The sequence below is a fragment of the Paludibacter jiangxiensis genome (genome assembly GCF_001618385.1).
Taxonomy (GTDB): Bacteria; Bacteroidota; Bacteroidia; order Bacteroidales; family Paludibacteraceae; genus Microbacter; species Microbacter jiangxiensis.
Genome location: NZ_BDCR01000004.1, coordinates 1,062,459 through 1,085,926 on the forward strand (window position 1 = coordinate 1,062,459; position 23,468 = coordinate 1,085,926).

General features: G+C 44.8%; 19 protein-coding genes and 1 tRNA gene. 15 read left to right on the plus strand and 5 right to left on the minus strand.

Annotated elements, in window-relative coordinates; genetic code table 11:
- Window positions 1–89: 89 nt before the first annotated feature.
- The 6 genes from PJIAN_RS14515 (at window position 90) to PJIAN_RS14540 (ending at window position 7,407) form a co-directional block, all read left to right on the plus strand.
- Complete coding sequence (locus tag PJIAN_RS14515; protein WP_068706324.1) at window positions 90–758, plus strand: flavin reductase; 669 nt, start codon at window positions 90–92, stop codon at window positions 756–758.
- A gap of 130 nt (window positions 759–888) precedes the next feature.
- Window positions 889–1,626 carry an ABC transporter ATP-binding protein gene (locus PJIAN_RS14520; protein WP_068706326.1) on the plus strand — a complete coding sequence of 246 codons (738 nt, stop codon included), beginning with the start codon at window positions 889–891 and terminating at the stop codon, window positions 1,624–1,626.
- A 75-nt stretch (window positions 1,627–1,701) separates the two neighbouring features.
- A complete protein-coding gene (locus tag PJIAN_RS14525) occupies window positions 1,702–2,811 on the plus strand; it encodes an ABC transporter permease (protein WP_068706328.1) in 1,110 nt (369 codons plus the stop codon).
- Between the two features lie 156 nt (window positions 2,812–2,967).
- On the plus strand, window positions 2,968–3,435 hold the full coding sequence (gene tnpA, locus PJIAN_RS14530; protein ID WP_068706515.1) for an IS200/IS605 family transposase: 468 nt from the start codon (window positions 2,968–2,970) through the stop codon (window positions 3,433–3,435).
- A gap of 313 nt (window positions 3,436–3,748) precedes the next feature.
- The gene (gene mutS / locus PJIAN_RS14535) at window positions 3,749–6,361 is read left to right on the plus strand and encodes a DNA mismatch repair protein MutS (RefSeq protein ID WP_068706330.1); all 2,613 of its coding nucleotides are present in this window, start codon (window positions 3,749–3,751) and stop codon (window positions 6,359–6,361) included.
- A gap of 98 nt (window positions 6,362–6,459) precedes the next feature.
- Window positions 6,460–7,407, plus strand: a complete 948-nt coding sequence (locus PJIAN_RS14540; RefSeq protein ID WP_068706332.1) for a lysylphosphatidylglycerol synthase domain-containing protein — start codon at window positions 6,460–6,462, stop codon at window positions 7,405–7,407.
- Between the two features lie 116 nt (window positions 7,408–7,523).
- Here the strand turns inward: PJIAN_RS14540 and PJIAN_RS14545 are convergent, their stop codons facing one another.
- The 5 genes from PJIAN_RS14545 to PJIAN_RS14565 all read right to left on the minus strand — a co-directional run bounded on the left by PJIAN_RS14545 (window position 7,524) and on the right by PJIAN_RS14565 (window position 12,636).
- On the minus strand, window positions 7,524–9,539 hold the full coding sequence (locus PJIAN_RS14545) for a protein-disulfide reductase DsbD family protein (protein WP_068706334.1): 2,016 nt from the start codon (window positions 9,537–9,539) through the stop codon (window positions 7,524–7,526).
- 117 nt (window positions 9,540–9,656) lie between these two features.
- A complete protein-coding gene (locus PJIAN_RS14550) occupies window positions 9,657–10,931 on the minus strand; it encodes an L-cysteine desulfidase family protein (protein WP_068706336.1) in 1,275 nt (424 codons plus the stop codon).
- Between the two features lie 77 nt (window positions 10,932–11,008).
- Window positions 11,009–11,953, minus strand: coding sequence for a tRNA dihydrouridine synthase (locus PJIAN_RS14555; RefSeq protein WP_153802587.1), 945 nt, complete (start codon window positions 11,951–11,953; stop codon window positions 11,009–11,011).
- A gap of 10 nt (window positions 11,954–11,963) precedes the next feature.
- Window positions 11,964–12,434 (minus strand): hypothetical protein, encoded by a 471-nt coding sequence (locus PJIAN_RS14560; protein ID WP_068706340.1) that lies wholly within the window; start codon window positions 12,432–12,434, stop codon window positions 11,964–11,966.
- Window positions 12,435–12,444: 10 nt separating this feature from the next.
- Window positions 12,445–12,636: a YwbE family protein gene (locus PJIAN_RS14565; RefSeq protein WP_068706343.1), complete on the minus strand. Its 192-nt coding sequence runs from the start codon at window positions 12,634–12,636 to the stop codon at window positions 12,445–12,447.
- 229 nt (window positions 12,637–12,865) lie between these two features.
- Here PJIAN_RS14565 and PJIAN_RS14570 point away from each other — a divergent pair, with 229 nt between their 5' ends.
- The 9 genes from PJIAN_RS14570 (at window position 12,866) to PJIAN_RS14615 (ending at window position 23,438) form a co-directional block, all read left to right on the plus strand.
- Window positions 12,866–15,316, plus strand: a complete 2,451-nt coding sequence (locus PJIAN_RS14570) for an FtsK/SpoIIIE family DNA translocase (protein ID WP_068706345.1) — start codon at window positions 12,866–12,868, stop codon at window positions 15,314–15,316.
- 74 nt (window positions 15,317–15,390) lie between these two features.
- Entirely contained in the window at window positions 15,391–16,710 is a 1,320-nt protein-coding gene (rimO, locus tag PJIAN_RS14575) for a 30S ribosomal protein S12 methylthiotransferase RimO (RefSeq protein ID WP_068706347.1), read from the plus strand.
- On the plus strand, window positions 16,700–16,990 hold the full coding sequence (locus PJIAN_RS14580) for an HU family DNA-binding protein (RefSeq protein WP_068706349.1): 291 nt from the start codon (window positions 16,700–16,702) through the stop codon (window positions 16,988–16,990). Before rimO ends, PJIAN_RS14580 begins: the two co-directional genes overlap by 11 nt.
- On the plus strand, window positions 16,983–18,353 hold the full coding sequence (locus PJIAN_RS14585; RefSeq protein WP_068706351.1) for an HU family DNA-binding protein: 1,371 nt from the start codon (window positions 16,983–16,985) through the stop codon (window positions 18,351–18,353). The genes PJIAN_RS14580 and PJIAN_RS14585 overlap by 8 nt, the downstream gene beginning before the upstream one ends.
- A 7-nt stretch (window positions 18,354–18,360) precedes the next feature.
- Window positions 18,361–19,161: a glycosyltransferase family 2 protein gene (locus PJIAN_RS14590; RefSeq protein ID WP_068706353.1), complete on the plus strand. Its 801-nt coding sequence runs from the start codon at window positions 18,361–18,363 to the stop codon at window positions 19,159–19,161.
- Window positions 19,162–19,209: 48 nt separating this feature from the next.
- Window positions 19,210–21,120, plus strand: coding sequence for a 1-deoxy-D-xylulose-5-phosphate synthase (dxs, locus tag PJIAN_RS14595; protein ID WP_068706355.1), 1,911 nt, complete (start codon window positions 19,210–19,212; stop codon window positions 21,118–21,120).
- 15 nt (window positions 21,121–21,135) lie between these two features.
- The gene (locus tag PJIAN_RS14600; protein ID WP_068706357.1) at window positions 21,136–21,822 is read left to right on the plus strand and encodes a DUF554 domain-containing protein; all 687 of its coding nucleotides are present in this window, start codon (window positions 21,136–21,138) and stop codon (window positions 21,820–21,822) included.
- Between the two features lie 159 nt (window positions 21,823–21,981).
- Window positions 21,982–22,055: transfer RNA gene (locus PJIAN_RS14610), tRNA-Asp, on the plus strand.
- A gap of 216 nt (window positions 22,056–22,271) precedes the next feature.
- Window positions 22,272–23,438: a site-specific integrase gene (locus PJIAN_RS14615; protein ID WP_068706361.1), complete on the plus strand. Its 1,167-nt coding sequence runs from the start codon at window positions 22,272–22,274 to the stop codon at window positions 23,436–23,438.
- Window positions 23,439–23,468 lie beyond the last annotated feature (30 nt).

Below are 23,468 nucleotides of genomic sequence, written 5' to 3' on the forward strand. Positions count from 1 at the left end.
GTTTAAGTTCTTCTTTTCTTTTTTTTGCTTTTACACTATCTTTGCACCTGTTGGGCATTAGTTCATTAGTACTAATTAAATTCTGAACTATGATTAACTTCGATGCACTTTTCAAAATTTCGTACGGCTTGTACGTAGTTTGCTCTGGCAATAAAGAGCATGGTAACGGATTTATCTGCAACACAGTAATGCAGGTCACCGCCGACCCGGTTCAACTGGCAGTTTGTTGCAACAAAAACAATTACACAGCCGAATTCATCGCCCACAGCGGCGTATTGTCCATTTCTGTGCTCCCAGAGAACGTTTCGTCTGAATTGATTGGCACTTTCGGATATCAAAGCGGTCGAGACAAAGATAAATTGCAGGGTTTTGATGTGAGCTATGGCATAGATAATGTGCCGGTGCTTTTATCTGAAACCGTCGCCACTATCGAAGGCAAAGTCAAACAAACCATCGATGTAGGGACCCACCTGATTTATATTTGTGAAATAATTGAAGCGACCCTCCTTAGCAATTCCAACCCAATAACCTACGATTACTACCGAAAAATAAAAAAAGGAGTCTCGCCGAAAAATGCACCGACTTACGTTGATGAAACGAAACAACACACAGATGAAACTACTTCAGAGAAATATCGCTGTCTGATATGCGGTTATATTTATGACAATGCCGAAAACGACACCCCATTTGAACAATTACCAGAAGATTGGGAGTGCCCGGTTTGTCGCGCCGCAAAAGCGATGTTTGAAAAGATGTAACACCATAACAAAACACGATTTGGGACGTATTCCCTTTTTAAGGAAATACCGTCTACCAGCAGGATTCCGGTATTTCACAGAGAGATATATCAACCTGCAATAACGTATCATATTCATTATTAATACAATCATGCACCAGATAGAAGTAAAAAACGTAGAAAAATCATTCAAAGACACTAAAGCCGTACGCGGCGTATCACTCACCATACAACCCGGCGAATTTGTGGCATTACTTGGTCCTAACGGGGCAGGAAAAACAACTTTAGTCGAAATGATGGAGGGACTCAAAAAGCCCGACAAAGGAGAAATCCTGATTCAGGGTAAAAATTGGCACAAACACGAAAAAGAGCTTCGAAAAATCATCGGACTCTCGTTGCAGGAGACCCGTTTCACCGAAAAACTGACCATCCGCGAAACGCTTCGTCTTTTTGCCAGCTTCTTCAAGCTGGGAGAAGACCGGGTGAACGAAGTAATTGCCCTCACCGAACTCGAGAGCAAGGAAAAATCATATACAGGAACACTTTCCGGTGGACAACGACAACGGTTGGCACTGGCAGTAGCGTTGCTCAACCACCCCGAAGTGCTCTTCCTCGACGAGCCAACCACCGGTCTCGATCCGCACTCGCGCCTCGATCTCTGGAACATCCTGAAAGGACTGAAAGACGCAGGTAAAACCACGCTAATCCTTACCACTCACTACATGGAAGAGGCCGAATCGTTGTGCGACCACATCATCATTCTCGACGAAGGCAAAATACTCCGCGAAGGTCAACTACACGAGTTGCTGGACGAAAATTCCCGCAACCTCGACGAGTTGTTCATCAACCTGACCGGCAAAAAACTGAACGAAGAACCACAAGCCAAGTAGACAGTACGCAGTCTACAGTACGCAGCCTGGGCTTCATTTTCAAATTGTCACATTTTCAAATCTTCAAATTATCACATGAAATCAATAAAAACCAACCAACTATATCAGCTCACACTTACACAGTTTCTGGAAACGGTGCGCGAACCGTCGGTGCTCTTTTGGGGCATCGTTTTCCCTATTCTAATTTCTATCGGACTGGGACTTGCCTTTACGCAAACCTCAGAATCGAAGTTCCATATTGCCGTAGTCGAAAAGCAGCCGACACAATTGGATTCATTGCTCAAAATATACGCAAAGCCCACGCAGCACAAAGGGCAGACGGTACAAACCTGGAAAGTTACCGACAAAACGATGGGCAATACGGAGCTCAACTTTTTGCATACAGACTGGAAAAATGCCATCATTTCGCTCAAACGGGGTGAGGCCGACGTTATCATTTCCGACTCTTTGGGACAGATTTGCTACCGTTTCGATCCGCATAACTCGCAGGCACAGCTTATCTACATGAAACTCTCCTACCTGATGAAGCACCCGACAACTATCGCCACGGCTGATCAGGGACGCATCGAACCGTTAACGCTCAAAGGTGTCCGCTACATCGATTTTCTGATTCCGGGATTGATCACACTCGGCATTCTCAACGCCCTAATGTGGGGAATCAGCTATGCCATCATCGAGCGCCGTTCGCAAAAACTATTGCGCCGCATGGTAGCCACCCCAATGAAAAAATCGAACTTTCTGATCGCCATGATGCTGGTTCGTTTTGTTATGAACCTGTTTGAAGCAGGTATTCTATTCTTTTTCTCATGGTTGTTCTTCGACATCACTATTCAGGGAAACATTCCAGCTTTGTTAGCGCTGCTTCTTGCTGGAAACATTGCCTTTGCCGGCATCTCCGTACTGGTTGCCTGCCGCACGGCCAAAACCGAAGTGGGTCAGGGATGGATCAATGCCGTTACCATGCCGATGATGATTCTCTCCGGAATTTTCTTCAGCTACCATAATTTCCCCGACTTAGCTGTCAAGGCAATTAAGTTGCTACCTCTCACGGCGCTCACCGACGGTGTACGAAGCATCTTCAATGAAGGTGCCGGCTGGATGGACGTTGCCACGCCTACTCTGGCACTTTCGGCCTTCGGTGTGCTCTGCTTTATTCTGGGATTACGGTTTTTCAAATGGGGATGACATTATCTTACTGTGCACTGCACCTTTTGCTCTCAAAAAGCGAATCTTGCTACTACAAACATTACGCGGCAGCGCCGCATAAGCTCTGTAGCAAAGGAAATCGTTTTTACCAATAAGGTGCAGAGCACCGAAAGAAGTACCTTTAAAGATCACATTATGGCCAATACCTACACGCAAATTTACATTCATCTGGTGTTTGCAGTCAAAAACAGAGATGCTCTCATTCATAAGGAATGGCAACACATTCTTGAACAATATATCACCGGCATTATTCAAAACAGAAAGCACAAATTATTGGCCATTGGGACAATGACAGACCATATTCATATTTTAATTGGATACAATATAAATGAGACCATTCCTGAACTGGTAGAGCAGATCAAAACTTCAAGCAACGAATGGATTAGAATGAATAAGTTGTCGAAATTCAAATTTGAATGGCAGAAAGGATATGGAGCTTTCTCTCATTCCCGTTCACAATTAAGCTCTGTAATCAATTACATTTTATCTCAAGAACAGCATCATACAAGAAGATCTTTTAAAGAAGAATATCTGGAAATTCTCAACAAAAACAATATTGAGTTCAGAGAAGATTATCTATTCGATTTTCATGAAATTGAATAAACAATCTTCTTCCGGTGCGCTGCACCTCAGCTAACCTCTCTCCATGCATTTTCTACAAATATTTCGCGGCGCTGCCGCTTACAGAGACAACAACACACAAGATCATCCTTTCTAAAAAGCGAAACAGTAACACATACGCTTTGTAAAAACGTGAATCTCCGCACCAGTTAAGAAATTACTCTCCACAAGATTAAACCCATCAAATTTTATCTATTATTGGATTAAGATTTTTCGTATCTTTGAATTACTGATAGCAAGACCTCTGCGCTTTGTCTATCAATTTCATTACTAAGCAATAAATCACACTTCATACATGGAAAAGAAAGCGGTGGAAACACCCTTGATGAAACAATATTATCAGGTAAAAGAAAAACATCCCGACGCCATCCTGCTCTTTCGGGTAGGCGACTTCTACGAAACCTTCTCAGACGATGCTATCAAAGCATCCGAAATTCTGGGCATTACCCTCACCCGCCGGGCCAACGGTTCGGCACAGTCGGTAGAACTGGCCGGATTTCCGCATCATGCCCTCGACACCTACCTGCCCAAACTGGTTCGTGCCGGAATGCGCGTGGCCGTGTGCGACCAGTTGGAAGACCCAAAAAAGACGAAGACCATCGTCAAACGGGGAATTACAGAAGTGGTTACGCCGGGTGTTTCTATCAACGACAATGTATTGAATCACAAGGAAAACAACTTTCTCGCCAGCGTACACCTCAACGGAAAATCGGTTGGTCTGGCTTTCCTTGACATCTCTACCGGCGAATTTTTGACCGCTGAAGGAACACCGGAATATGCTGATAAGCTAATCAACAGCTTTTCGCCCAAGGAGGTGTTGCACGAACGCAACAAACGCAAAGATTTTGCCGAAATTTTCGGGAACAAGCTTTATACCTACGAGCAGGAAGACTGGATCTACACTGCCGATTCGGCCAACGACCGCCTGCTGAAACATTTCGAGACCTCCAATCTCAAAGGTTTCGGGGTAGATAACCTACCGAACGGAATCATAGCTGCCGGAGCCATTCTTTACTATCTCGATCACACCCAGCATACCAACAACGGCCACATTACGCGCCTGGCCCGCATCGAAGAAGATCGCTTCGTCTGGCTCGACCGCTTCACGGTGCGCAATCTGGAACTATTTTCCGGCCAACAGGAAGGCGCTATTTCACTAACCGACGTACTCGACAAAACTGTTACCCCGATGGGTAGCCGCCTGTTGAAACGTTGGGTCTCTTTTCCTCTAAAGAACCTGAAGCAAATAGAAGAACGCCACAACGTGGTTGAGCATTTCTTCAAAGACGTTGAGATGAAAGAGATGCTCGGTCAGCAACTGGCACTGGTAGGCGATTTGGAACGCATCGTCTCGAAAATTGCCGTCGGACGCGTCTCTCCCCGCGAAGTGGTGCAACTAAAGGTCGCACTCTCGTCGATCGAACCCATCAAAGAGGCTTGTCTGGCTACACAAAATGCCACATTGCATAAAATCGGCGAACAATTCAATCCCTGCGAAAAAATCCGCGAGCGCATTGCCAGTGAGATACAAAACGATCCGCCCAATGCGGTCAACCGTGGCGGGGTAATTCAAAACGGCGTCAATGACGAGTTGGATAAATTGCGGGAGATTGCTTACTCGGGCAAAGATTACCTGCTCCACATCCAGCAGCGCGAAAGCGAAACCACCGGCATTCCGAGCCTGAAGATCAGTTTCAATAATGTTTTCGGATATTATATCGAGGTACGTAACGCCCACAAAGACAAAGTTCCCGAGAACTGGATCCGTAAGCAAACGTTGGTGGGTGCCGAACGTTACATCACGCAGGAACTGAAAGAGTACGAAGAAAAAATTCTGGGTGCCGAAGATAAAATTCTGGCACTGGAAACGGAACTTTTCAACAATCTGGTTGTCGGCCTGACCGATTACATCACCGCATTCCAGCTCAATGCTAACCTTTTAGCTCAACTCGACTGTCTGCTGTCGTTTGCCAAGGTTTCGGCACAAAATAAATATGTTCGTCCGCAAATGAACGACGGCTACGTGATCGACATCAAGCAAGGCCGTCACCCGGTGATTGAAAAACAGTTACCTGCCGGCGAGAGTTACATTGCCAACGACGTTTGCCTCGACAACGAACATCAGCAAGTCATCATCATCACCGGTCCGAATATGGCCGGTAAATCGGCCTTGCTGCGCCAAACGGCTCTGATCGTGCTGATGGCACAAATAGGATGCTTCGTTCCCGTGGAAAGCGCCACAATCGGCCTGGTTGACAAAATATTTACCCGTGTGGGTGCCAGCGACAACATTTCCGTCGGTGAATCGACCTTTATGGTGGAGATGAACGAAGCGGCCAGTATCCTGAACAATATTTCCGACCGGAGTTTGGTACTCTTTGACGAACTCGGTCGCGGAACAAGTACTTACGACGGCATCTCCATTGCCTGGGCCATTGTAGAATACATCCACGAACATCCGTCGGCTAATGCAAAAACCCTGTTTGCCACCCACTACCACGAACTGAACGAGATGGAAAAGTCGTTCAAACGGGTAAAGAACTACAACGTTTCAGTAAAAGAGGTAGACAAAAAGGTGATCTTCATGCGCAAACTGGTACGCGGAGGCAGCGAACACAGTTTTGGTATCCACGTAGCCAAAATGGCAGGTATGCCGCAAAGCGTGGTCAAACGTGCCGACGAAATTCTGGAACAGCTGGAAAGCGACAACCGTAAATCGGGCATTGCCAAGCCAGTCGACAAAATAGCTTCTACACGCGAAGGCTTCCAGATGAGCTTTTTCCAGTTGGACGATCCGATATTGGCCCAAATCCGCGATGAGATAAAGAACACCGACATCAACAATCTGACACCGGTTGAAGCTTTGAACAAGCTCAATGAAATAAAGAAAATTATTACCGGCAAATAATCAACATAACCGGATGAATTTTTCAGTCGATTCCGGCACAATTTGGACTTTGCCGGCATTATCTTTGAACTCTGAATCGTTTCATTGAAAGAACCATTATGTCGGCGTGGAAGAAATATTACCCGGTGATTAAATGGCTGATTTTGATACTCTCGTATGGGTTTTTAGCGTATAAAATTTACGAGTTTATTCAAAGTCCCTCTTCGGCTTCCGGCTGGAGCGATTTGTCGTGGAGGAAGTGGGGTTGGCTGTTATTAGCCGTTGCGTTTATGCCGATCAATTTCCTGATTGAGACTACCAAATGGCGTTATCTCATTTCCAGCCTTGAACATCTGAGTTTCCGAAAAGCATTGAGATCGGTAATGAGCGGTTATGCCACCGGTTTTTTTACCCCAAACCGTGTAGGCGAATATCCCGGAAGAGCCGTTTATCTTCAAAGTAACAACCGTTGGCAGGCCATCACCTTCGGGATGGTGGGAACACTGGCGCAAACGATCATTATCTCTCTATTCGGCCTTTTCTCGTTTATGCTGCTGATGGGACACCAACAAATGCCATTTCTTGCAAACAAAACCCTTTTGATGGCAATTTTTATTGCGGAGATGACCATTGCTTTTTCCATCTACCTCTCACTGCCAAAACTTTCTCATTTCTTCAGCCGCTGGAATATTTCGGTAAAAGTGAACACCTTGCTTAAATGGCTCAGTACTTTCCGATCCAAACAGCTGGCGTATGTTCTGCTGTTAGCCTTCGGACGTTATCTTGTTTTTTGCCTGCAACTCTACTGCATGTTACGGTTTTGCAGTATTGGCATCAACTTGTGGCAAGGGGTGGTTTCCATCTCAACATTTTACCTATTTCTCACTTTCACCCCTTCTATTGCTTTTTCCGAAGCGGCCATACGAGGATCATACGCGGTTATTTTCGTAGGAATGTTCTCCGACAACAGCGTGGGCATTGCGTTGGCAGGAGTGCTGGTTTGGTTTGTAAACGCGGTGATTCCGATGATTATCGGCTCCGTCTTTTTTTCAAAGACCAAGGTATAAAAAAGCACACGGAATACACAGATTATACGGATCATTTAAAACTATTCTGTTCAATAGGAAAAGAATAGTTGTGTCTCTCCGTTCTTTCAGTGTATTCCGTGTGCTTATACCAGTTATTATTTCTTGTTTTTTAAGCTTGTTTCCAGGAAGTTGACAAATTTTTTTGGGTCTTCAGTAAACGAGAACGAACCGTTGAGTGGCTTTCCGGTAGCATCCACCACCACATAAAATGGCTGCGCATTTGCTCCGAATTTATAACGTTGCAGGTAGCTCCATTTATCGCCAATCGTCGTCAACAAAGTCGACCGTCCATTTTCAGTCACCTGCATCGACTGCGGCAAGGCCGTTTTATCGTCCACAAAAAGTGAAACCAAAATAAACTTATCAGTCAACAGGCTTTTCACCTGCGGATCGGTCCAGACAGAAGCCTCCATCTTACGGCAATTCACACACCCGAAACCGGTAAAGTCGATCAGCACAGGCTTTCCACTCTGTGCCGATGCAGCAATCGCCTGATCGTAATCTTTATATTCAGCATGAATTTCTTTCGTATCGTTAGGTTTAAAATCCTGCGTATAGAGCGGCGGTGCAAAAGCACTGATAGCTTTCAACGGTGCACCCCACAAACCCGGAACCATGTAGATGGCAAAAGCAAAAGATATGATCGACAGGAACAGGCGGGTTACCGAAACATGTTTCACGTCACTATCGTGCGGCAATTTGATTTTGCCGAGCAAGTAAGCACCCAGCAAAGCAAAAATCACGATGCTGATTACCAGAAATACTTCACGATCCAGGATTCTCCAACCATACGCCAAATCGGCAACCGACAGGAATTTCAGCGCAAAGAAAAGTTCGAGAAAACCAAGCACCACCTTAATTGTGTTGAGCCAGCCGCCCGATTTCGGAAGCGATTTCAACCACGTTGGGAAGATAGCAAACAGCATGAAAGGAATGGCCAGAGCTACGGCAAAGCCAAACATGCCGACTGCCGGTCCGAGAATAGATCCCTTCACGGCAACGTCAACCAGCAACAAACCGATCAGCGGACCGGTACAGGAGAAAGAAACCAATGCTAACGTAAAGGCCATCAACAAAATGCTCAAAATCCCCGAAGTAGATTCGGATTTGGCATCCATTTTTGTCGACCAGGAAGAAGGCAAAGCCAGTTCAAATGCACCAAAGAACGAAATGGCAAATACAACCAGTAACGCAAAGAAAAAGAGGTTGAAAAAAGCATTGGTAGCCAGATTGTTCAGCGAGCTGGCTCCGAAAATAGCTGTAATCAGCAAGCCAAGTGTCAGATAAATCACAATAATCGACAACCCATACATAATGGCATCTTTCACTGCTTTTTTCCGGTCACTGGTTCTTTTCAGGAAGAAACTGACAGTCATCGGAATAATTGGCCAGATGCACGGCATAAACAGTGCAAGCAAACCACCCAGCAAACCCCACAGAAAAATAGACAACAAAGAGCCTCCCGTTTTATTTTCGGCACCACCCGAAGCAAAAGCTTTCATCTGATCAATTACGGGAGCCCAGGTCTGAGAAGACGGATTGGAAGAAACCGAGGCTGGCACAGCAACTGCGGCAACCGACGTATCAGTTTTTAACGTAGCAATAGCCTGAGTGGCTGTCGGCTGAGCCGTATTGACAGGAGCTGCAACCGCCGCTACCGGAGCTTTTCCAAACGTAAACGGCTCTTTGGTTGGTGGCAAACAATTTTCATTATTACAAGTCATGTATTCCACATAACCGGATACTCCAAACGATTTCGGATCGGTAACAACAGCCTTCTGTACAAAAACAGCCTGACCTTCGTACCATGAGAGTTTCATATCGAACGATTTGTCATACTCCTCTACCAGTTTAGATTGAGGAACTGGCTTACCTACAAGTTTCACTCCCGATGTTTTATCGAAATGAATAGAGGTTGATATGGGACCACCAGCCGGAATATTCATCCCGTAAATATGCCAGGGATGATCGATAGCTGCTTTGAAAACAAACTGAACATCCTGCCCTTTCCCATTTTTCTGATCGAACGACCAGGTAACCGGACGTTCAATTTGTCCGAAAGCAACGATTGTAAACAACAATGTTATGAATAATGCACTGAATTTTCTCATTATTAAATTCGCCTTAGGTGATGTCTAAATAATATAAATTGAACACAAAGATAATCGGTCACGCAAGTGATTCCTAACCACAACTGCCGAATTTAGCAACTGTTTAGAAATCAGCTTCTATTTATTAGTCATGATTTCCAGAATCAGGCGGTCGGTTTCGCACATGCCGTCGCGACCTATTTTGGTAAGGTTTTGAATGGTTTTGTCCACATTTTCATCGGTAATACCTTCCACCGCCGATACCACTTTGTTCTCCATGGCCATCATGGCCGAAAGCGTTGCCGTAGAAACTCCGTTTGAAACTTTTAACGCACAACTGGGCTTTGCTCCGTCGCAAATCATGCCTGTAATGTTGCCAATCATGTTCTTGACCGCGTACCCGATTTGCTCGCGGCTTCCTCCCATCAAATAGGTAATACCGCAGGCCGAACCGGTGGCCGCAACCACAGCGCCGCACAAGCCGGACAAGCGACCGAGGCTCTGTTTGATATAGATCGTCATCAGGTGGCTCAACGTAAGCGCCCGCACAAGCTCTTCTTCGCTTTTTCCGCTCTCTTCGGCATACACCGACACCGGCAGAGTAGCGGCAATACCCTGATTTCCACTTCCGGAATTACTCATCACCGGAAACATAGCACCCGCCATACGTGCATCGCAGGCAGCAGCCGTCACCGACAACATGCGGGTAAAAACGTTGTTGCCCATCATCCCGTTGGCCAATGTGTGCGACACGCCATGACCATAATCACCCTTCATCGACTCAATAGCCGCTGCCTTGTTCATTTCGGCGGTTTTAAGAATAAAACGGAGTTCGTCAACAGGTGTTTCATGCGCAAAGTCGCATACTTTATCGAACGAGAGTTGCAATTCTGATTCGGTAGTCACTTCACCTTCTGTTTCGCACTTCTCGGCCAACAGTATTTCCCCATCTTTTTCCAAATGAACAAAACGGGTATGTTCATGACTAATAATCGCTTTTGCAGCATTTTTTTCCGTCGAAACCAAAACCTCAATATAAAGTTTCTCGCTGATATTCTCCTTCAGATGAACAGTGATGATCTTCTGGTCAATCATCCGTTTGCCTTCTTCGAGAGCACCCGGGGTAATATCGCGCAACACTTCGAGTCCGTATTCCGATTTCCCGACCAATGCCCCCATGGCAATGGCAATAGGCAAGCCTGCCATTCCGGTTCCGGGGATTCCAACGCCCATCGCATTTTTCAACATGTTGGCGCTAAGGAAAACATCGATTCTTTGCGGCACAACGCCCAAAATTTCGACCGCTTTAGCGACGGCTAATGCAACAGCCATCGGTTCGGTACATCCGATAGCCGGAATAACCTCCTGCCGGATCAACTTCACTATTTCTTCCCGTTCGTTTTGTGACAACATCTCAATTGTTTATAAATTCATTACAAAGCTACTCAATTCCGCTCTTTCTCTGGCAAATCGAGCCAAAAATCAGTGTCTTAAGCTCCAAGTATTCCATTTATCGCCGAAAAAATAACTCTCTCATATTGATCCAACGACTTACATTTCTTTATCAGCTTAAACAGCTTATGACTATTTTCAAATTCTGCCGACTGATAACTCCAAAACTCTTCCAGATGTTTCAGGAAATGATGATCGCCCGAATATTTTTGTTGACAATGCGTAATCAATTCTTTATGAAAACTTTTCAGTCTCGCCGCTTTTTCATCTGCCGTCAGAGACGCGTTTCGCAACTCCGATAGCAGAAAGGGATGCTGCAATACGCCACGACCCAGCATCAAGGCCTTAACTTCAGGCGCTTGTTGCAAAATACGAGTCGCATCTTCGTTGCTATTGATATCGCCATTATAGCAAACCGGAGCTTTCAAAGCCGATGCATAATTTAGAAATGCGTCAAAATCAACATCTCCCTTGTACTGTTGTTTCCCCACACGCGGATGAATAATGATCTCTTCCAAAGGAAATGCATTAAAAACAGGAATCAATGCTTCAAATTCAGAGATATGTTCCAATCCCAAACGGCATTTTACCGATATTTTCATTGTCGAATCGTGACAGATCACTTCCAGCAGATTTTTGATCTCCTCTGGATATGGCAACAATCCGGCTCCCATCCGCCGTCCGGTTACCATCGGATAGGGACAGCCCATGTTGATATTGATCTCGGTATAACCGTGCGAACGGCACAACTCTTCGAACCGAAAAAAGGAAGCTGCATCATTTCCCAAAAATTGCGGTACCGGCTTCTGGAAACGGTTATGTTCAGGCAACAGATCGTTGCATTGATTGGGGCGGTAAAATTCTCCGTTTTGAACCCGCACAAATGGCGTGAACGTTTTGTCAAACAAACCAACGTGTTTTGAAAAAGACTCACGAAACATCCAGTCGGTCAAACCCTGTAAAGGAGCGAGATATATTTTCATTACCAGTTTTTTACAGCGATCTGATTGCTTCCGAATAATCAAACTGCAAGTCTTCGTGCAAAGTTGCAAGGGCTTTTTGCATATTGAGATATTGCCTCAAATAGAGATTTCCCAGAAAAGTGCTGGCCGATAACGTGATGCCGGTTTTCTTCAGTTCCTGACAAAAATAGATGCGCAGTTCCACCTCTGTACGCTTTGAACCGGAATACTTTATCTGTTTGTTGACAAAAGTAAGAATTTTGCGAACCTGTTTTTTAGCTTCGTATACCCTACCCTTTTTCACCTCACTGAATTGTTCATCCATCTGTTCTTTCACACCTTTGATATAAGCATCTTCGTCCTGAGATTCGAACAGAAGATAGGTCAACAGTTCCTTATTTTCCTTTTTGAACTTGGCCATGCGGGTGCACAGCTCTTTCAGTTGCGAAGGATGCAAAAGATCAAGTTCGGTTTTAATTTCTTTGAGAGAGGAGGCTTTCATTGCTCAAAATTTATTTGATATACTGAACCCGGCCAACTTCGCCCGACGTAAGTCTTACTTTAATGCCGTGAGGATGAAACATGCTATTGGTCAGAACATCCTGCACTATTCCTTCTGTTATATGCCCCGATCGTTGATCTGCTTTCAGCACAATTCCGACCTCAAGGCCTGGCTTTATATCGCTTCTGTTTTGTCCGTTCATACTGTATAATAACTTTTGGCAAAAATAGCGATAATTCGGCAGGTTTTTATGATTCAAAAGCATCTGCCGAATCTGTCAAAAATGCAGCCTGAATACACCTCCCGAAACAAGAACCCCTGCTGGTCAGAACAAAACAACGTGTCTTGATTTAGGTTTGACAAAATTTGCAGATTTCATCGGTAGAACAAAGTGAAATTATTACCTTTGTATGATAATTTGCATTAAACTTATGGCGAAGACCGAATCCTCCAAGAAGAAATCTCAATCAAAAGACAACCAATCAAATACAATGCCCAATAGATTTATAAGGCTTCTGAAAGACGAACGCACTCATTTTATTCTGGGACTAATCGTTTTGGTAGGCGTAATTTATGTTGCACTATCGCTCATTTCCTTTTTTTACACCGGAGCTGCTGATCAGAGCAAGATCCAGGATCCATGGTACATTAACATGGGAGGAAATGATGCCAATATCGAGAACTGGACCGGGGCTATCGGAGCTCACATCGCAGAAGCCATGATTAACCGCGGGTTTGGTGTGGCTGCGTTTGCCTGGCTGATTTTTCCGATTGTAGTAGGCCTACGGCTCATGTCCGTACGCGCAATCGAACTCTGGAAAGCATTTATCTACCCCATGCTTATCATGGTTTGGCTATCACTCTTTTTAGGCACAACACTGTCATACGTTTACAAAGACACATTCTTATTCCTTGGCGGAGAACACGGATATTACCTCGGCGAATGGATGCGCAGTAAATTCGGATGGTCTGGCACCGTACTCGTGCTGGCCGTTACCTGCCTGATATTCTGCATCATTATTTTCAGCGGAACTTTACCATTCCTTCGCAGCTTGTTCAAGCGTAAGCCCAAGCCTGAAGTACCGTTTGCCGCCGAAGCCGCAACTGTTTCTGCCGCCAGCATGGAAGTTGAAACTGAAATGATTGCCGATCCGAAAGAAAACACATTAACCATCGAGGTGGATGATTTGGATGAAGAAGATCCTTTTGTTGTCGGCACGGAAGAGGAAAGTCCGAAAGAGGAAAGTGATTTTGAAGTAGTAGCTCCTCAACCCGAGACTTACCAACCGGCTTTAAGCACTGCCGAGGCTCATCATCTGTTCGACAACAATAAACCACTTGATAATGAAGATGAATACGACCAGTCATCGCTGGGCGAATACGACCCGACTATCGACCTATCGCACTATAAATTCCCGGTTCTAGAGCTGCTGAAAGAGTACAACAACGGCATCACCTCCGTCGACATGGACGAGCAAAACGCCAACAAGCACAAAATCATCAACACACTCAAGAACTACGGCATTGAGATTGACAGCATCAAAGCAACCGTCGGCCCAACCATTACACTTTACGAAATAGTTCCGAAACCGGGTGTTCGTATCTCCAAAATCAAGAATCTGGAAGACGACATCGCGTTAAGTCTGGCAGCTCTCGGCATCCGTATCATCGCTCCGATTCCTGGCAAAGGCACCATCGGTATTGAAGTACCGAACCGTGATCCACAGATCGTTTCGATGCGTTCTGTCATCAGTTCCAAAAAATTCCAGGAATCACGCTACGATTTGCCGGTAGCATTCGGAAGCACGATCACCAACGAGATCTTCATGCTCGACTTGTGCAAAATGCCTCACTTACTGGTAGCCGGAGCTACAGGACAAGGAAAGTCGGTGGGTCTGAATGCCATCATCGCATCGTTGCTCTACAAAAAACACCCGTCGACGCTGAAGTTTGTACTGGTCGACCCGAAAAAAGTAGAGTTCAATATCTATTCGGGTATCGAAAAGCATTTTCTTGCCAAACTACCTGACGGAGAAGAAGCTATCATTACCGACGTTTCCAAGGTGGTTCAAACGCTCAACTCGCTCACAAAAGAGATGGACGACCGTTACGAATTGCTCAAGAAAGCGCATGTACGAAACATCAAGGAATACAACGCAAAATTCGTTTCGCGCCACCTCAACCCCGAAAAAGGGCATAAGTTCCTGCCATACATCGTTGTAATCATCGACGAGTTTGGTGACCTGATTATGCAGGCCGGCAAAGAGGTGGAATTGCCGATTGCACGTATTGCTCAGCTGGCTCGTGCCGTGGGTATTCACATGGTGATTGCCACCCAACGTCCATCAACCAACATCATCACCGGGGTGATCAAAGCAAACTTCCCTGCCCGTGTGGCTTTCCGCGTAATGGCAATGGTCGATTCGCGTACTATCCTCGACACGCCGGGTGCCAACCAACTGATCGGACGTGGAGACATGCTCTTCTCGCAAGGCGGCGATCTGGTTCGCGTACAGTGTGCATTTGTGGATACTCCTGAAGTTGAGAATATTGTCAAATATATTTCGCAACAGCAATCCTACCCAACGGCATTCTATCTGCCCGAATACGTGGGCGGCGAAAGTGAAGGCAACGACCTGTCGGATGTGGATCTTTCGAAACGAGACCCATTGTTCGAGGAAGCAGCACGCCTGATTGTTGCAAGCCAACAGGGATCAACCTCGCTGATTCAGCGCAAATTCTCTATCGGGTACAACCGTGCCGGACGCCTGGCCGACCAGCTCGAAGCCGCCGGTATTATCGGTCCGCCCGACGGCAGCAAACCACGTCAGGTACTAATTTCCGACGAGTATAACCTGGAGATGAAGCTAAAAAATTTGTAGACACCCATTACACAATTTGTGTAGAGTCATTTGTGTCATAATTATTTATTTGTGTAATTCGTGTCATTAAAAGTATGAAGAAATCCAATCTTGTAGATATAATCACTATGGGCTGCTCCAAAAACCTTGTGGACACGGAGCATGTGATGCGCCAACTCGAATCGAACGGGTATCGCGTAAAGCACGACTCGAACAATCCGGAAGGTGGCATTGTCATCATCAACACCTGCGGTTTTATAGGTGATGCCAAAGAAGAATCCATCAATACTATATTACAGTTTGCAGAACTGAAGCAAGCAAAAAAGATCGACAAGCTGATTGTGATGGGCTGTCTTTCTCAACGTTATCTGGAAGAACTAAAGCTTGAATTACCGGAAGTGGATCATTTTTATGGCAAGTTCGATTTCAAATCGATCATCAACGACCTGGGCAAAGCCTACCGTCCTGATCTTGAACTCGAAAGAACATTAACCACACCTCCGCATTATGCCTATGTGAAAATTTCGGAAGGTTGCGATCGCACCTGTTCATACTGTGCTATCCCTATAATAACAGGTAAGCATCAGTCGCGCCCCATCGAAGAGATTGTGGACGAAGGAAAATGGCTTGTAAGTCAGGGCGTAAAAGAGTTTCAACTCATCGCGCAGGATCTCTCCTACTACGGTTATGATCTTTACAAAAAATCGAAACTGGCAGAGCTGACACAACGTTTATCGGACATCAAAGGAGTGGAATGGATACGATTGCATTATGCCTATCCGGCACATTTCCCATTCGATATTTTGCCTGTTATACACGAACGCGACAACGTGTGCAACTATCTGGATATTGCTTTGCAGCACAGTAGCGATCACATGCTAAAACTGATGCGCCGGAATGTAACGACAGCCGAAACAAAAGACTTACTAGCCCGCATTCGCAGCGAGGTGCCCGGAATTCATCTTCGCACGACACTTTTGGTGGGCCATCCCGAAGAGACGGAAGAAGACGTTGAGCAACTGAAAGAATTTGTCAGAGAGCAGCAGTTCGAGCGACTCGGAGTGTTCGCCTATTCGCACGAAGAAAGCACTTACGCTCACAAACATTACAAGGACAACATTCCGGACGAAGTAAAACAACAGCGCGTCGACGACATCATGGAGTTGCAACGCCCCATCTCGGCCAAACACAACGAAAAGAAGGTGGGACAAACGTTCAAAGTCATTATCGACCGTGAAGAAAACGAATATTACGTCGGACGTACGGAATTTGATTCACCAGAAGTTGATCCGGAAGTTCTAATTTCCAAAAAACATAAAGTAAAAACCGGCCATTTTTATCCGGTAAAAATCACTACCTTTGACGATTACGACCTGTTTGGTGAAATTTCAAATCCACAGCAAGATGAACAATAAAGAATTAATTACAGAATTAGCGCGCAGTCTGGACTTGCCCAAAGAAAAAATCAGCGCACTGCTTGATGCTACAGCGAAAGCGATGGCTGAAGAATTAAGCAAAGGGAACTCTGTAAATATGCAGGGATTTGGAGTTTTCGAATCAAGGCGGAAAGATGAGCGGGTTTCTGTCAATCCCCGCACCAAAATCCGGACACTTATTCCACCGAAACAGGTAGTAGTTTTCAAGCCCAGTAATTCATTAAAAGACAAAGTAAAGCAAAGCAACCTTCATGAGTAACGAAAAGATTTCATCCCTTGAGCTGATATCGGCTATTTCGGAGCAGAGCGGCACGACCAAAAAGGTAGCCACTGCTTTCATGCGACAGTTGTCTGAAACTGTTGAAGAAGCTTTGTTGCGCGACGGCATTGTAAAGATCAAAGGCTTTGGAACATATAAAATTACCTGGAACGAAAGCCGTTCAAGTATCAATGTGAATACCGGCGAACGTTACGAAATTGCAGGGCACAATAAATTAACGTTCACTCCTGACGATGAAGTATCGGACATAGTGAACCGTCCTTATGCTCATCTGGAACCGATGGATCTGGATGGAAATTTTACCGAAAAAGCAGCCGAACTGCCGGAAGAAGATCCGCACATGAAGCGCTTTTCCGAACAGGCATCAGAAATCGTCAACCTGATTGCCGACATGCAGGCCTTCAAGCCAAAAAAGAAAGCAAAACCAGAGCCCGTTCAGGAACCACAATCCATTGAACCGGCAGCTGAAATTATAGCTACACCTGCAATTGAACCGGAACCTATAAAAGAAGAAGAACCTCAACCGGCCGCCTCTACAGAAGCTGACGTTGTCTCTGAGCCTGTAGCTACAACTACCGAGAAAATCGAAGAGCCGCTTCAGCCGGCACCAGAGGCACGTAAATCCGAAACAATAATTCAGGAAACACCGAAACAGAAAGAACCTGAGCCAACAATTCCTTCTGCAACTGTAACCGAAGTCGTTGCAAAAGAAGCCGAAAACCATCGCGAACCGGTGGCATCTTCTATTGAAACAGAAGCAAAATTGATAGAACAAATGGCTTCTCAGCCCGAGAAAAGAAGTTTTAAATGGTTATACATTAGCCTGGCAATCATAATTTTACTTTCAGGAGTCGCTTTTGCATTTTACTATTATTATCCTGCATTGTTTCCGCAACAACCGGTTCAAAAAGCAGTTGTTGTAAAAAACGCCGTTAAACCTCAACCTACGGTTCAGACTCCGGTAAACAGCCCAAACGATTCTGTGGAAAAGCCAAAGGCAAAACCTGTACATGAAAGCGTGAAAGAAAAGGCCCCGGATCCCGCTCCTGCTCCACCTAAAGATGTGTTTGAAACACCACGGGTGTATAAGGAATTTATCACAACCGAAACAACTTCTGAAGGAACATGGCTAACCATGTTATCGTTGAAATATTACGGGCACAAGCTATTCTGGGTTTATATTTACGAAGCCAACAAAGACAAGATACACAATCCCGGAGTTTTGCCTCCGGGCACAAAACTGAAAATCCCCAAACTTGATCCGAGACTAATCGACAAACATAACGGACGTTGTTTCCGACAAGCAAGCGAATTACAAACATTGTACACCACAAAGCAGTGATTCATTTATGGAACCTAAAACATCATTAATCATCTCCACCTACAATAATACGGAAGCTCTGGCGTTACTGCTCAAGAGCGTGCGACTGCAGTCCGTTTTACCGGAAGAGGTAATTGTGGCTGATGACGGTTCCGGAGAAGCGACCAAAGAGCTCATTCTCAAAGAAGAGATTCTGTTTCCGGTTCCTTTGATACATGTATGGCAACCCGACGAAGGATTCCGTTTAGCACATATCCGCAACAAAGCGGTCGCTCTGGCAAAATACGATTACCTGATTTCTATCGACGGAGATATCATTTTGCATCAACATTTCGTGAGAGATCATAAGGCATTTGCTGAAAAAGGATGCTTTATACAGGGAGGGCGCGTTATTCTGTTCGAGGCAGCCTCTAAAAAGATTCTCAGAAACGGAGACACCCATGTATCTTATTTTAATCCGGCCATATACAACCGGCACAACACAATCTCGTCTCCTTTTCTGGCAAAGCTTTTTACTAAAATCAGAACTCAAAGCGTAAGAAGAATACGGGGTTGTAATGCATCATTCTGGAAAGAAGATCTGATTAATGTAAATGGCTATAATGAATTATTTGTCGGTTGGGGCAGTGAAGACAAAGAGCTGGCCGTCCGTCTCTATAATTCAGGAATCAAACTCAAAGTCATAAAATTCGGAGCCGTCTGCTATCACCTCCATCACAAATTAAAGATCAACAACCGGAGGCTTGAACGGAATAATCAATTACTAAAAGAGGCTCAGAAACAGAAAATTGTAAAATGCGATGAGGGTATCAGCAAATATTTATCCTGACCCAATTCCCTCACAGCATTATTTTTGTAACTAATATTAGAAAGTCACATGTCGAAAAATATATATCCGCTACTTGACACCATAAATACACCCGATGATCTGAAGAAAATTCCAATAACTGAACTACCGAAAGTTTGTGAAGAACTGCGGAGCTTTATTATTGACGAATTGTCGGAACATCCGGGACACTTTGCTGCAAGTTTAGGTGTAGTGGAAATAACCGTAGCACTCCATTACATCATGAAAACTCCCTACGACCGTATCGTATGGGATGTCGGGCATCAGGCCTACATACACAAAATCCTTACCGGCAGAAGAGCGCAATTTCACACCAACCGGCAATACAAAGGCATCAGCGGTTTTCCGAAACCGGAAGAGAGCGAATACGATGCTTTCGGAGTCGGACATGCTTCCACTTCTATTTCTGCCGGACTGGGTATGTCTGTAGCTGCCAATCTCAAACAAGAAAAAGACCGCCATATCGTTGCCGTAATCGGAGACGGTTCAATGACAGGCGGATTAGCTTTCGAAGGATTGAACAATGCCTCTATCAACCCGAATAACCTGCTTATTATACTCAACGACAACCAGATTGCCATTGATCCGATACGAGGCGGAATGCACCATTATCTGGTCAACATCACAACATCCAGGACGTACAATCAGGTACGATTCCGCTTGTCAAAACTATTTACCGATTTCAACATTCTGACTTCAGGTAAAAAGCGCAAGATCACTCAAATAACGAATCAGATCAAAGCATCGTTTGCCCGCCAGAGTAATATCTTTGAGGGCATGAACATTCGCTATTTCGGCCCCGTGGATGGGCACGACTGTATGAACCTTGCCCGAATTCTGAATGAGATTAAAGATTACAACGGCCCAAAGGTTTTGCATATTGTCACCAAGAAAGGGAAAGGCTATAAACCGGCAGAAGAATCGGCCACCGAATGGCATGCTCCCGGCAAGTTCAACAAAGAAACCGGAGAACGGATTATCAGCGATCCTTGCGGCCAACCATCACTTTATCAGGATGTATTTGGCAAAACGTTATTGGAACTGGCTGAAAAAAACGACAAAATTGTGGGAGTAACCCCCGCCATGGTGAGTGGCTGTTCTCTCAATTTTCTGATGGAAAAGATGCCTCGACGTGCATTCGACGTGGGTATTGCTGAAGGACATGCCGTTACTTTTTCGGCCGGAATGGCTTCCGAAGGAATGATTCCGTTTTGCAATATCTACTCTTCATTCATGCAGCGAGCCTACGACAATGTTATCCATGATGTAGCACTGCAAAAGCTGCCGGTGGTATTTTGTATTGACCGGGCCGGATTGGTTGGTCCCGATGGCGCCACCCACCATGGCATGTTTGATTTGGCATATTTCCGCTGTATTCCCAACTTAACCATTGCCGCACCTCTGAACGAGCTGGAATTGCGCAACCTTATGTATACGGCACAGCTTCCCGGCAAAGGATCTTTTGTTATCCGGTATCCGAAAGGGAAAGGCGTTTTTTGCCATTGCGAGTGGGAACAACCGTTCAACGAACTACCCGTAGGAAAGGGACGTTGCTTAAAACCAGGTAATGACTTCGCTGTTCTTTCGCTCGGATCCATTGGCAATACGGCAACTAAAGCCATTAAAATACTGGAAGAAGAAGGTTGGTCTGTGGCTCATTATGATATGCGCTTTCTAAAACCTATTGATGAGGAATTGCTGCACACTGTTGCAAAAAAATTCAACCGTATCGTCACCATTGAAGACGGCGTAATTAGCGGAGGATTTGGTAGTGCTGTACTGGAATTCCTGGCTGAAAACGGCTATCAGGCAAGCGTGAAACGCATTGGGCTTCCCGACCGGTTCATTGAACATGGAACGCCGGAAGAACTCTACCACGAAGTAGACCTTGACGTTAACGGCATAGCAAACTCTGTACGTAAATTCCTTTCAAAACAATAAACCGTTTTCTGCTTTATGATCGGCACAATAGTAAATACCGCAACCGTCCTTCTTGGAGGCACTTTGGGAGTTGTATTCAAAAATCATATTTCAAAACGTTTTGCCGGTATTTTTTTTCAGGCAGTAGGTTTATTTACTCTTGTCCTCGGGATCAAAATGGTATTGGAAGGACACGAAATTCTTTTGATCATCTTTTCGCTGATCGCCGGTTCATTCGTCGGTGAGTGGCTAAAACTGGATAAACGCATTGAATATTTCGGCGACTGGTGTAAAAAACGGCTTAAAGGCAATAACGAAAAGTTTAGCGAAGGCCTTATCACTTCATTTCTGTTGTTCTGTTCCGGTTCGATGACCATTCTGGGTTCTATCCAGGAAGGACTTGGACAAGGGCATGAATTGTTACTCACGAAAGCCTTAATGGATGGATTTTCCTCATTGATATTGGCCACCACCTTTGGAGCCGGTGTTGCAGTAACAGCCATCCCGCTCTTTTTGTTCCAGGGAGGACTTACTTTGCTTGCCATGTTCTTTGGCGCAAACATCTCAATGACCATTATTACTGAACTGACGGCAGTGGGCGGAATCCTTTTAATTGGCATTGCTTTTTCCATTTTAGATATAAAAAAGGTAAAAGTAACCAATATGCTCCCGGCACTAATCTTCATTTGCCTCTTTGTATGGTGTAAAATTCATCTTTTCTGATGAGTCGACAAAAAAAGTAGAATTCTACATTATTCAGAAACAAAAGGTTAAAACAACAAACAAAAAAAACAGTCATTTTTTTCGCCGCAGCACTTGCAGATTCCAAAAATTGTCGTACCTTTGCAGGGCAATTGAGAGCAATAGCAATAACAACAAAATGGTGTGGTAGTTCAGCTGGTTAGAATACCTGCCTGTCACGCAGGGGGTCGCGGGTTCGAGTCCCGTCCATACCGCAAAAGAGCCTTTTTAAGGCTCTTTTTTTTTGCCTAAACCCAAATTCAAATACTGAATATCAGCAACTTACAAACACTTAGGCAAAATTTACATACTCACAGATAACCAGAAAAATTGTACCGGTTTTGTACCGCTTTTTGATACCCACATTTGTTTTTTGAAAAAAATATACTTTACTTTGCAGAACCTTTTTTTAATGTTTTGCAGATTAGAGTATGGAAAAAATGATTTTGACGGTTATTTATAACCGCAAAGGTCAGTTGTCCAAAAACGGCACGGCCTTAATTCAAGTACGCACGTACTTAAACGGATGCTCAAAGTATTTCGGTACTGGTATTAAAATTACCCCCGACCAATGGGATAAAAAGCACTCCAAAGTAAAAAACCACACCAACGCTTTACGGCTCAATAAACAAATTTCTGATTTCCTCACGAAATTAGAAGATATTGAACTAACCCGCCGTAACGCAAAAAAGCCTTTTACACTCGACATTTTGAGCGAAGCGATAACCGGAAACCGCCCGGAGAGTTTCACCCAATTTATGGAAATGGAGATAAAAGCCGACCGCACAGCCGCCCCGGCTACAAAGGTAATGCAAACAACCACTTTCAACGCCCTTTGTGAGTTCCGAAAATCAATAACCTTTGACGAATTGACATTTGAACTTATGAGCGATTTTGAGCGTTATTTGCTCGGAAAGAAACTGCACGTAAACACGGTACACAAGTATTTTCGGCACATTCGCAAATTTGTAAACCTTGCCATAAACAAGGATTATTTAGAACTGAATAAATACCCGTTCCGAAAATTCAAGCTAAAAAGCGAAACAACCGAACGGGAATACCTCACCCCGGAAGAATTGCAGGCAATCGAGAACCTGACATTTACCACCGAAAACGCCCATCTTGAAAAGATACGGGACATGTTTATATTTTCATGTTATTGCGGTTTGCGGTTTTCCGACATTTCGGCACTAAACAAGGATAATGTACACACCATAGACGGGGAAACATGGCTAATCCTGAAAATGCAGAAAACCAGCGAACCGATAAGGATACCGCTTTACATGCTGTTTGCCGGGCGTGGCGTGGAGATATTGAACCGCTACACCCTACCCGACCGGAAATACTTCTTTGATGCCTACACCAACCAATATGTAAACCGGAGCTTAAAAGACATTGCCTCATTGGCAAAGATAAAAAAGTGCGTTACATTCCACACCGCCCGGCACACACAGGCAACATATCTGCTTTACAAAGGCGTAAGCATTACCAGCGTGCAAAAGCTGTTAGGGCACAAAAAACTACAAACGACACAAATTTACAGCAAGGTGATGGATAAAACCCTGCTCAACGAACTGCAAACGGTTAATTTTGGGTAACAAAATTGTATCTTTGCAGGGAATCAGATT